This is a genomic window from Stieleria sp. (assembly GCF_041595215.1).
Taxonomy (GTDB): Bacteria; Planctomycetota; Planctomycetia; order Pirellulales; family Pirellulaceae; genus Stieleria; species Stieleria magnilauensis.
In genome coordinates, this window is record NZ_JBFHKV010000263.1 from 1 (window position 1) to 8,881 (window position 8,881).

General features: G+C 57.5%; 7 protein-coding genes and 1 pseudogene. 4 read left to right on the forward strand and 4 right to left on the reverse strand.

The window, feature by feature from the left end; genetic code table 11:
• The 3 genes from ABX749_RS12255 to ABX749_RS12265 form a co-directional block, all read left to right on the forward strand.
• The coding region (locus ABX749_RS12255) for a hypothetical protein (RefSeq protein ID WP_372896239.1) at window positions 1–242 on the forward strand (242 nt) is incomplete at its 5' end.
• An 820-nt stretch (window positions 243–1,062) separates the two neighbouring features.
• Window positions 1,063–1,359, forward strand: a complete 297-nt coding sequence (locus ABX749_RS12260) for a Rho termination factor N-terminal domain-containing protein (RefSeq protein ID WP_145216352.1) — start codon at window positions 1,063–1,065, stop codon at window positions 1,357–1,359.
• 38 nt (window positions 1,360–1,397) lie between these two features.
• Entirely contained in the window at window positions 1,398–2,597 is a 1,200-nt protein-coding gene (locus tag ABX749_RS12265) for an AI-2E family transporter (protein WP_372896240.1), read from the forward strand.
• Between the two features lie 44 nt (window positions 2,598–2,641).
• Here ABX749_RS12265 and ABX749_RS12270 read toward each other — a convergent pair whose 3' ends face one another.
• The 4 genes and pseudogenes from ABX749_RS12270 to sbnA all read right to left on the reverse strand — a co-directional run bounded on the left by ABX749_RS12270 (window position 2,642) and on the right by sbnA (window position 6,847).
• A complete protein-coding gene (locus tag ABX749_RS12270; RefSeq protein ID WP_372896241.1) occupies window positions 2,642–4,162 on the reverse strand; it encodes a Y4yA family PLP-dependent enzyme in 1,521 nt (506 codons plus the stop codon).
• Entirely contained in the window at window positions 4,155–5,162 is a 1,008-nt protein-coding gene (locus ABX749_RS12275; RefSeq protein WP_372896244.1) for a hypothetical protein, read from the reverse strand. Before ABX749_RS12275 ends, ABX749_RS12270 begins: the two co-directional genes overlap by 8 nt.
• Window positions 5,163–5,264: 102 nt before the next feature.
• Window positions 5,265–5,819, reverse strand: a pseudogene (locus tag ABX749_RS12280) (FAD/NAD(P)-binding protein); the annotation flags it as partial.
• On the reverse strand, window positions 5,807–6,847 hold the full coding sequence (sbnA, locus tag ABX749_RS12285) for a 2,3-diaminopropionate biosynthesis protein SbnA (protein ID WP_372896242.1): 1,041 nt from the start codon (window positions 6,845–6,847) through the stop codon (window positions 5,807–5,809). The gene sbnA and the pseudogene ABX749_RS12280, both read right to left, overlap by 13 nt.
• A 549-nt stretch (window positions 6,848–7,396) precedes the next feature.
• On the opposite strand from sbnA, the gene ABX749_RS12290 reads away from it, so the two are divergent.
• Window positions 7,397–8,401 (forward strand): hypothetical protein, encoded by a 1,005-nt coding sequence (locus tag ABX749_RS12290; protein WP_372896243.1) that lies wholly within the window; start codon window positions 7,397–7,399, stop codon window positions 8,399–8,401.
• Window positions 8,402–8,881: the final 480 nt, after the last annotated feature.

Below are 8,881 nucleotides of genomic sequence, written 5' to 3' on the forward strand. Positions count from 1 at the left end.
AACTCAAACTGCCCGCGGCAAACTTGAAAGAGTTTGTCAAAACCGCCAATGGGGTGGACGACGAAACGTGGCAATTCCACCTGACCAACCACCACGTTTCTCAGTGGCTGCGCGAGGTGGTCCGCGACGCCGAACTCGCGATGGAGGTCGAAGACATCGAGCGAACCAAGAGCCTTTCCGCGGAGCAAAGTCGCGAGCAAATCGTTTACCACATCGAGCGACGATTCAAACCCAAGTGGTGAGCGGCTCCGATCCACACGGGGGTGCATTTGTCCGGAGTCCGCGCCTGTCGCCGCTGGCGGATTGGCTTGGCAGAAAAATTGCCAGCCTCTGTCTCAAAAGAGGCCATCGAGGCTGGCGAACCTCCACTGCGTTTTCCTGATCGATATTGAGTGTAGGCGGGAGCGGGAGTTTTTCCCGCATCCGGACTTGATTGGCGACGTCAGCGTTCGTCGTCGCTTATCGTTCAATGAGGTTGCGCGCTCCTTTGGCATCTTCCCAAAAATAGCTCGGCTGGAGGGCAGAACGGACCGCCCCGGATAACATCGTGATTCCGAGCGAGCCGAGAAGTGATAGCAAGACGACTGCCAATGTCAGCGACGACTGAAGGATCGTCGCAAGGCTTAGAAATCCGTCAATCATGACGAATCCGACGGTTGCGATTCGTGACATCAGACACTCCTTAAAGAGATGGATTGTCGGTTCGTTGGTGCTTCGGCTAGCCAGTCTCGATCGGTGATCGGGCTGGTCATCGCGTCTGATTCCGCGAGTGCAAAACCTGCGCCGAAACCGGACAGCCCGCTCGCGATCAATACCGCTACATCGACATTGATGGACGCCGCTCCCGCTGGCGCCAACCGGCTGATGTCAGTAGATGATCAGCCGTTTGACGCGAGCCTACGGGCCCTGCGATGGTCAATCACCTTCTCGATTTAACGGTATGACGCTCGTGCTGTTCCGCTAACATTGACGTTGGCACACGATTCGCATCTCCCTCGCGTCAGTCGCCATGATCAAACCAATCATGGACGTACGCCAACCATTCAAACCTGGGAGAGTTCGATGCCTGAATGGACGGAAAAAGATGAGCGACAGTATGAGCACATCAAAGAAAGCCAACTCGAGCGCGGCAAGTCAGAAGACAACGCCAAAGAGGTCGCCGCGCGTACCGTCAACAAGCAACGTCGCAACGAAGGCCGCACGCCGAATACCACGACTCAAGGTACCGGAAACCCCAACACCAAACTGGAGGACCGGACAACCGATGAACTCCGCAATCGTGCCGCTGAACTTCGCATCAAGGGACGGAGCAAGATGAGAAAAGCGGAATTGATTGATGCGATCCGCGATGCCAGTTAAGTCTTCACCGATCCCATCCACATCTTTGAGTGACAACCTTGAATAGCGAATCAACCAACCGAATCCCCGTCAACCTGATTCGTGCGATTACCGTACTAACGATCATCGTGGCGTTGGCAGCAGCTTTCGTTCTCGCCAGCGAAATCATTTTGATCCTGTTTCTCGGTGTCGTGTTCGGCGTGTTCCTCACCAAGTTGGCCGGATGGGTTTCGTCTCACTCTCCCGTCGGTTATCGGGGGGGCCTGGCGGTCGTCGTTGTCTCCTTGCTGCTGATATTGACCGCAACGGTGGCGTTCTTCTTCGTTCAGATCAACGACCAAGTCGAAGCGGCGCGTGGGAAGATCGACGAGGGCGTGAATGAACTACGCGATTTGATCGAGCAGTATCCGGCTTTGGAAACGACGCTCGCGTCCACACCGATTGTCTCGACAGCGCTCGGAGTTGAGAAAGACAAAAGCAAACCTGAGGAAAAAACAGACAGGGGAGACCAAAGTAGCAAGCAGAATCAAAGTCGCGACGAGAAAAGCAGTTCGTCAAAGCAATCGGGAATCCAGCTCGACAGCATTCCAGAGCCCGTCCAACAGGCTGCCGGTTCGATCGGGGCGATGTTCAGAACGACATTCGGATTGGTCGTCAACAGCCTGCTGATCTTTTTCGTCGGGTTGTTCCTGGCCGTTTCGCCGGGATCCTATCGCGACGGCATCGTTTCCCTGGTTCCCAAACCGAAGCGAAGTCGGTTTGCGGAGGTACTGGATGCGACCAGCGAGACGCTCTGGCGGTGGCTGATCGGCCGATTCGGTTCGATGTTGGCGACGGGGTTCGGGGCGTTCCTGCTACTGCTTGTGTTAGGAGTGCCGATGGCGGGTACGCTCGGCATTCTCACCGCACTGCTGACCTTCATTCCTAACATCGGAGCGGCAATCGCGTTGGCCTTGGCCATCTTGTTCGCGCTGCCACAAGGCGTCGGGATTGTCGGAGCCGTCGTCGGCGGATACTTCGTCTTGCAACTGATCGAAAGCTATGTCGTGACGCCGCTGATTCAACAGAAAGCCGCCTCGCTGCCCCCGGCGTTGCTGATCGCGTTCCAAGCGATCATGGGCGTGTTATTCGGGTTCACCGGAGCCGCCGTCGCATCGCCCTTGCTCGCCGCCGGCAAAAAGATGGTTGAGATGTTGTATGTCGAAGACTACCTGCAGTCAGATCAGGGGACTGCCAACGCAAGTTCAACGTCGTCTTGAGCAGCGGGTCGATTCGAATGGAACAACTGGAAACAGAGGGCATTCTAGTCAACTCGGCGATCAATCGCGTCCAGCTCCATCACAGACAGGGTCTCGGAAACGACCAGGTTTTTTGCCAAGGGAAATTGATGCGATCGGCTTTCCAAAAAGTGCATCAAGTAGCCTGCGGTATTAGGGAATACAACCAAATCGCCCCGTGCGACACCCTGTGGAAACGTCAGCTTGCGTAGCGAAATCAGCTCGGATTCCGTGCAATAGGCACCCACCAAGAAGCCCGATTTGGGGTCGTCGGCGTCGGATCGATTGGTGCGGATCAGAATCGGATCGACAAGAAAGTCGGCGCTCGACGTCCGGCACTGGGTACGGTTCATGGACAGTCCGATCAGCCAGTCGCCGTCGGAATTCTGTTTGCGAAATTCGACGCGACTGATCGTCATGCCGCAGCCGTCCAACAGGCTGCGACCGGGCTCGCAGCGTAGTTCGATCCGCGCTTCCCGCAAACGCTCCGCAATGGTGTTTCCCTCGATCACGCTGTCGAGAATGTTTGCCATCCAGTCACCGCGTACGGGCGATTGGTGATAGGGGTAGCTGTCGCGCCTGCCAAGGATGTGACCTTGATGTTCGATCAGGCCGAGTCCGTGATTGCGATAGGTCACCGGATCGCGCCGGCCGAGCAGCGCGCGTTCCTGTTGATGCCAAAACGTTTCCCACTGTTTCCCGTCGTCGAGGTAACTGATCGGGAACCCGCCCCCGATGTCCATGAACGATGGGTGGTGTCCGGCCGATCGAAGCAAGTCGATCCACCGCAGTGACTGAGTGATTCCCGAGACTCGCTGGCCGGCGTCGTAGCCGTCCAGGTGAAAGTGCACGCCCCGAACCTCGATGGGAAGATCGCATAACTGTTTGACGATGCCGGTGTCCGTCACCGCGTCGAAACCGAACCTTGTCGGCAGTTTCGTCGCCTGGCGGGGGCCGTCAGCGTGTGATGGATGTCCGCCATCCGTTGGAAGCTGACGCAACGAATCGTCATGCAGGAACCCGCCCAGTCGTAGCGCGATCGGTGCCCGTTTACCAACAGCCCGACAGCGAGCGACGACCGCGTCGAGTTCGTCACGGTTGTCGACGGCAATGCAGACTTGATTGGCGATGCAGCAATCGATCAGATCGTCGGACTTGACCGCCGCGGTGCAGATGATGTCATCAGGACAGACCCCGCGCTGCAAACACTGCCGAAGCTCATTTTCGCTCGCCGTATCTAAACCCGCATCGCAACGAATCGCCTCGTCGACAAACGACAAGCATTTGTTCGCTTTGCGGGCGAAGAAGATTTTCGACGCAACGCCCCTCGCTTCCATTTGGGATTGGATTTCAGCAATGTTCCGCGACATCGGCGAAGGACAGATGACGTTCAACGGCGAGTCATGCTTCGTCACGTTCTGTGCGACATGCTCGCTGGTGAGGAACTCGCACATCCATGGTTCGAGCCGAGCGGACAGGGCCGGGTTTCCCACACAGTTCTTGCGCAGGGTCGTCTCGCCTGTCATCAGGCTAACGGGATCACTCATGCTTGCTCAGAGTTGGGATTCGGGATGCGAGTGACGTCGACCATTGTTCAATGTGACCATGGAGTGTGCGTGAGAGCGTGTCATTGCCGACGACCCAGCCCTCGGTCGCGCGGCCGAAAAGGTAGAGTCCCGGACGTTCTTCTGATCGAGAGTTGATCGCCTCTCCCGCCGCATCGACCTTGATGGCACCCGTTGTTTCATCGCGTTCGACCCAGCCGTCGGCAAGCAACGAAGCGAGAGGGCCGTTGGGCGCGATTTGGTTCGGGGCCGCGATCACGGCGTCGATGTGTGAGTCGAACGGGGTTGCATCCAGGTCATCGTCCTGGTTGGTCAGTTCGACGGTCCCAGCCCTGATGAGAGATAATAACCGCCGCAACGAATCCGCAGGAGGCCCGAAGGCGATCCGTTCCATCTCCGCGGCGAGACGCTGGTATTTGGGCCATTGTAATGAATTCAAGCCGCCGTGACTGACAACGGTGACAATTTCGGGATAGAGCTTGCGCCAGGATTCGCCCAGGGCGTAGGCGATGTCGCGGGGACGCTCGCCCGTCGACACCATCACGGATCGTCGCATTGCTTTGTACGCAGAACGCGAGTCCATTCGATAGCGAGACCAACTACGATACCAATCGGCAACGTCTTTTTCGGAAACCGAGTTGCCATGTTGGACGAGTAATTCCGCGGCGGCCCGCTGGATGACCGAGAACACGTCTTTATGAAAGTTGACGGTTGAAGGATCGGGAGAGATCGCCTGTAGCTGCTCTCGGAAACCCGCCCAAAAGTGGTCGGAGACCTGTTCGATTGCCGCGGTCGGTTTGGCGAGCATGGGACGGCCGGTGCGACTGTAGACGGTGATTTTTTTGGGCTCGCGGCCACCGGCACGGTACTCGAAAGACCGGTCAGTTTGCGCGAACGAGCCTCCGCGCCCCTCCGTCATTGCCAGGATCGCATCCAGCGCGGTTAGCCCGAATCCTCGGACCAAGACACTCGACCCTGGCAAGACACATTGTTCAGAAAGGTTCTCCTGCACCGGAAAAGCAAATCTCGCTGATTCATCTTGCTCCAAAGTGCTCGAGCGGCGAAATCCTTCGTGTCCCGTCGTAAGGACCACAACGTCAACCCTCTTTGTGTTGTCGCCGGCGGTCAGTTCCCAGCCAGACCGCAACTTTCGAATGCGGGAGACATGACTGCTGATCACCTCATACGATCGCGCGCCACGAAGCTTTCCCTCCACGACAGCGTAACATTCGTTCAAATATTCGCCCACGATGGCACGTGGCACGTACTGGTCGTTCGCAGCAAGCGCAGGGTAGTGATCGACGAGCCAGCCGATCAGTGATGTGGACGGATGGGTGATGGAGTCAGAGTCTGTCTTCCAGAAATCTACATGCTGGGACGCAAAATTCATGCGAAGCACATGGGGCTGTCGCGGGTCATAGACGCAACCTGCTCCCAGGGTCCGGCACGGTTCGTAGACAGAGATCTCGAGGTTCGCGAGCGCTGCCGGCGACAAATTGCGACTGACTGCTTCCAGGCATTGCAGCCCCCGCGGTCCGCATCCGATGACGGCCAGACGCAACGGGCGGGTTGCCTGCTTGGGACTCACGTTGTCGTTCGATGTCGCGCGAACATCAAGGACCGAACTCATCGTTGGCATCTCCTTTCTGCAAAGTAATCATCGCTTTCGGCCAACCGACGAAGTGTCCCCGCGTCACAGCCAAGCGATTCTTGGACCCATTGGTCGTTAAAGACGGTCTGTAAGTAGCGTGTGCCGGAATCGTGAAGGATTGCAACACAGCGTTTTCCCGCGAGTTCATCCTGCATCCGAGAGACGGTCATCAGCACGCCGCCGGCGGAGCCACCAACGAGCATCGCTTCACGCAAGGCCGCCCGTCGACACCCGACCACACAATCCAGATCGGACACACGGTTGACGTCGTCGAACAATTGTCCCATGGCAAGTTTGGGTTCTTTCCCGGCACCCAGGCCGGGAATATGTCGGGGGCCGGCAGAGCCGCCAAACAGCACGCTTCCTTCGGCGTCCACCGCGACCACGCGAACGTCGCGACCCCGCTGGCGCAAGTAATCGCGGCAACCTTGTGCGGTGCCGGTGCTGCTGGTGGCCACGAACAGGACGTCGAAGTTGCCCTGAAGCGCTTCATCGATCTCCCGAATCGTCCCTTCATGGTGCGAACGCGGGTTATCAGCATTGGCGTATTGGTTGGGCCAAAAACTGTTCACGTTGTGTTCGAGTAGTTCACACACCTTGGCGATCCGGGCAGCCAGAAAGTCGCCGCCCAATGGTTCTGTGACCATCACCACCTCTGCCCCCAGAGCTTTGATGATATCCAGGTTTTGCTGCTGAGCACGCGGGTCGACCACGCAGATAAATTTCAATCCGTGGAATCGGCATGCCTGGGCAAGGCCGATCCCCATGTTGCCCGAAGATGATTCGATCACTGTTGAATCGCTGCAAAGATCTCCTCGACGAAGCGCTTCTTCTAACATGAATCGTGCCGGTCGGTCTTTCGCACTTCCGCCCGGATTCGCAGCTTCTAATTTAGCGTACAGCTCGATTCGCGGATCGATTCGCGGATTCGCAAGAAAGCGATTCAATCGAATCAACGGCGTGTTCCCAATCGCGTCCAGCACGCCATCAGAGACGTATTCGTAGTTGTGTTGCATCTCGCGTTACTCAGTCATCTTAAAAAATCAGCCCTCCGCGGTAGAGCAACTGACGTGCCGGTGGGAAACGCAAAGTGGGAAAGGAGCGTTGACGTCACCCGTTCAGGCAACGCTGTGAAGCATTTGTAGCGGTAGGGCGCGAGCCCTCCGGTGTTTCGGGAACGATGAGGGACCGGAGGGATTGCGCCCTGCCGCTAACACCTCGTCAAACGCAGGGAATAAATGCTTCACAGCGTTGCCGTTCAGGGTTTCCAGAAACCTGTTTTCCCGCGTGCGTCGATCCCGATCATCGCCGACTCATTGGATGGCCGACCCTTTGCGGAGTGAGCGTTCTGCAGATCGCAGCGCTGAACGGAATGAGACCGACCTGGGTGGGAAACGCGCAAAGAGAAAGTGGGGGCGACGCGAGAGTACCTGCGTGGGCGTCACCTCGCTGCGGGGATGTCCCTGGCACGTCGTTTGCGTCGATGTCGGACCCAACCGGCGACTGAAACTCATCGCCGAGTCACAACGAACTTTTCCCTGAGACTCCTGACCGAGGAACGACGAATGAACAAGAAACTACTGCGAATCGGCATCGCTGCCTCACCCGTTTTGTTGGCGCTGATGACGACACCGCTGCACGCCGTTGACGACGAGAACGCCGGACCTCGACGCGAAGATGATGCCTGGTACGACGTGTCGGAATGGTTCGACGGGAACGATTACAACCCGACCGACGAAGCGATCGGTCGCTGGGACGACGAGCAATTCGGCTACTTTGATTCCCTGTCCAGTACGGACAGTGACAACGATCGGGAATCCGTGCCGGCCGAGGAATTCTATGGCGAAGACTATGACGACGGCTACGCGACTTGGCGTGACGACGATAACGACGGAACCTACGAATCCGTCAGCCGCTATCACGACACCGACGGCGACAAGCTGAATGACAGCTATGCGACCTACCGCGATGACGATGGAGACGGCGTGTACGACAACTACGAGTTTTCTGAGCTGTCGAGCACGCCCGACAATGCAGTGCACAGCAGCAAGATCGCGCAGAGCACTCAGCAGGGGCTCAGTGGTAAATCGTACAAAGTCACTGGCACCGTCGCCGATACCAAACTGGTGAACCGACTGGGGGAGATCAGCCTGTTGGTGCAGATCGAGGGCGCCGAGGGAAACGTCGACTGGGTGGATTTCGGGTCCAGCGGAACGACCCTGCAACTGTTTAAAGGCGACAAATTCACTGCGTTTGGTCCAGTCGCCAAACGAGGAGACAAGAATGTTCTGGTCGCAACAACCTTGGAACAGGATGGAAAGCAACGAAAAATCGAACGTACAGGTCGTCGCTACAGCGGAACGATTGAGTCAACCCGAACCGCGAAGGTGAAAGGCGAAGAGCATTTGGTCGTGAAAATCAAGACCGAAAACGGGAAGAAGTTGACCGTCGACATGGGAGACCCGGCCTCGGCCAAGGACGCCGAAAAAGGCAGTGAAATCACGGTCACCGGCGTGCCGGTGAAGATCGGTGATCGCGTGATCTTGATCGCCGACCAATCGCGAAACTAGTCGGTCGATTGCGACGGCGTCACGGCCTTTTGATTTAATCAGCCGTTTGGCGCGAGCCTACGGGCGCCGGTGTGTAACTGACATGATGAATGCCCGAACGCTTGCGCGCTCGCGGCTAATCCCACGTACGATCGGCTTAAATCAACAGGCCGGTTAACCACCGGAATGGAAAGACCTCGATCACGGAGGCCTGAAAGGCCGGCACAATCGGTCTCATGAGCTGCGAGTACTGCTAAAAGCTGGGGAATTGTGTCGGCCCGCGGGACGTCAATTGTATTACTGAGCGACTTTTGGGCAAGCACCGCTCTGCGGTGCACACCGCAGAGCGGTGCCACAACAAAGCCCGGAGTCGCGAAGCGCACTCCGGGTGGGGGCGCAAAGGACAGGTGAACCCCAGCTGGGTTCAACAAACGGCGCGGCACAATCCGGGGTGCGCAAACGGCGGCGTGAATCGGGCGAACCGTGTTGCTCTGTTCAACC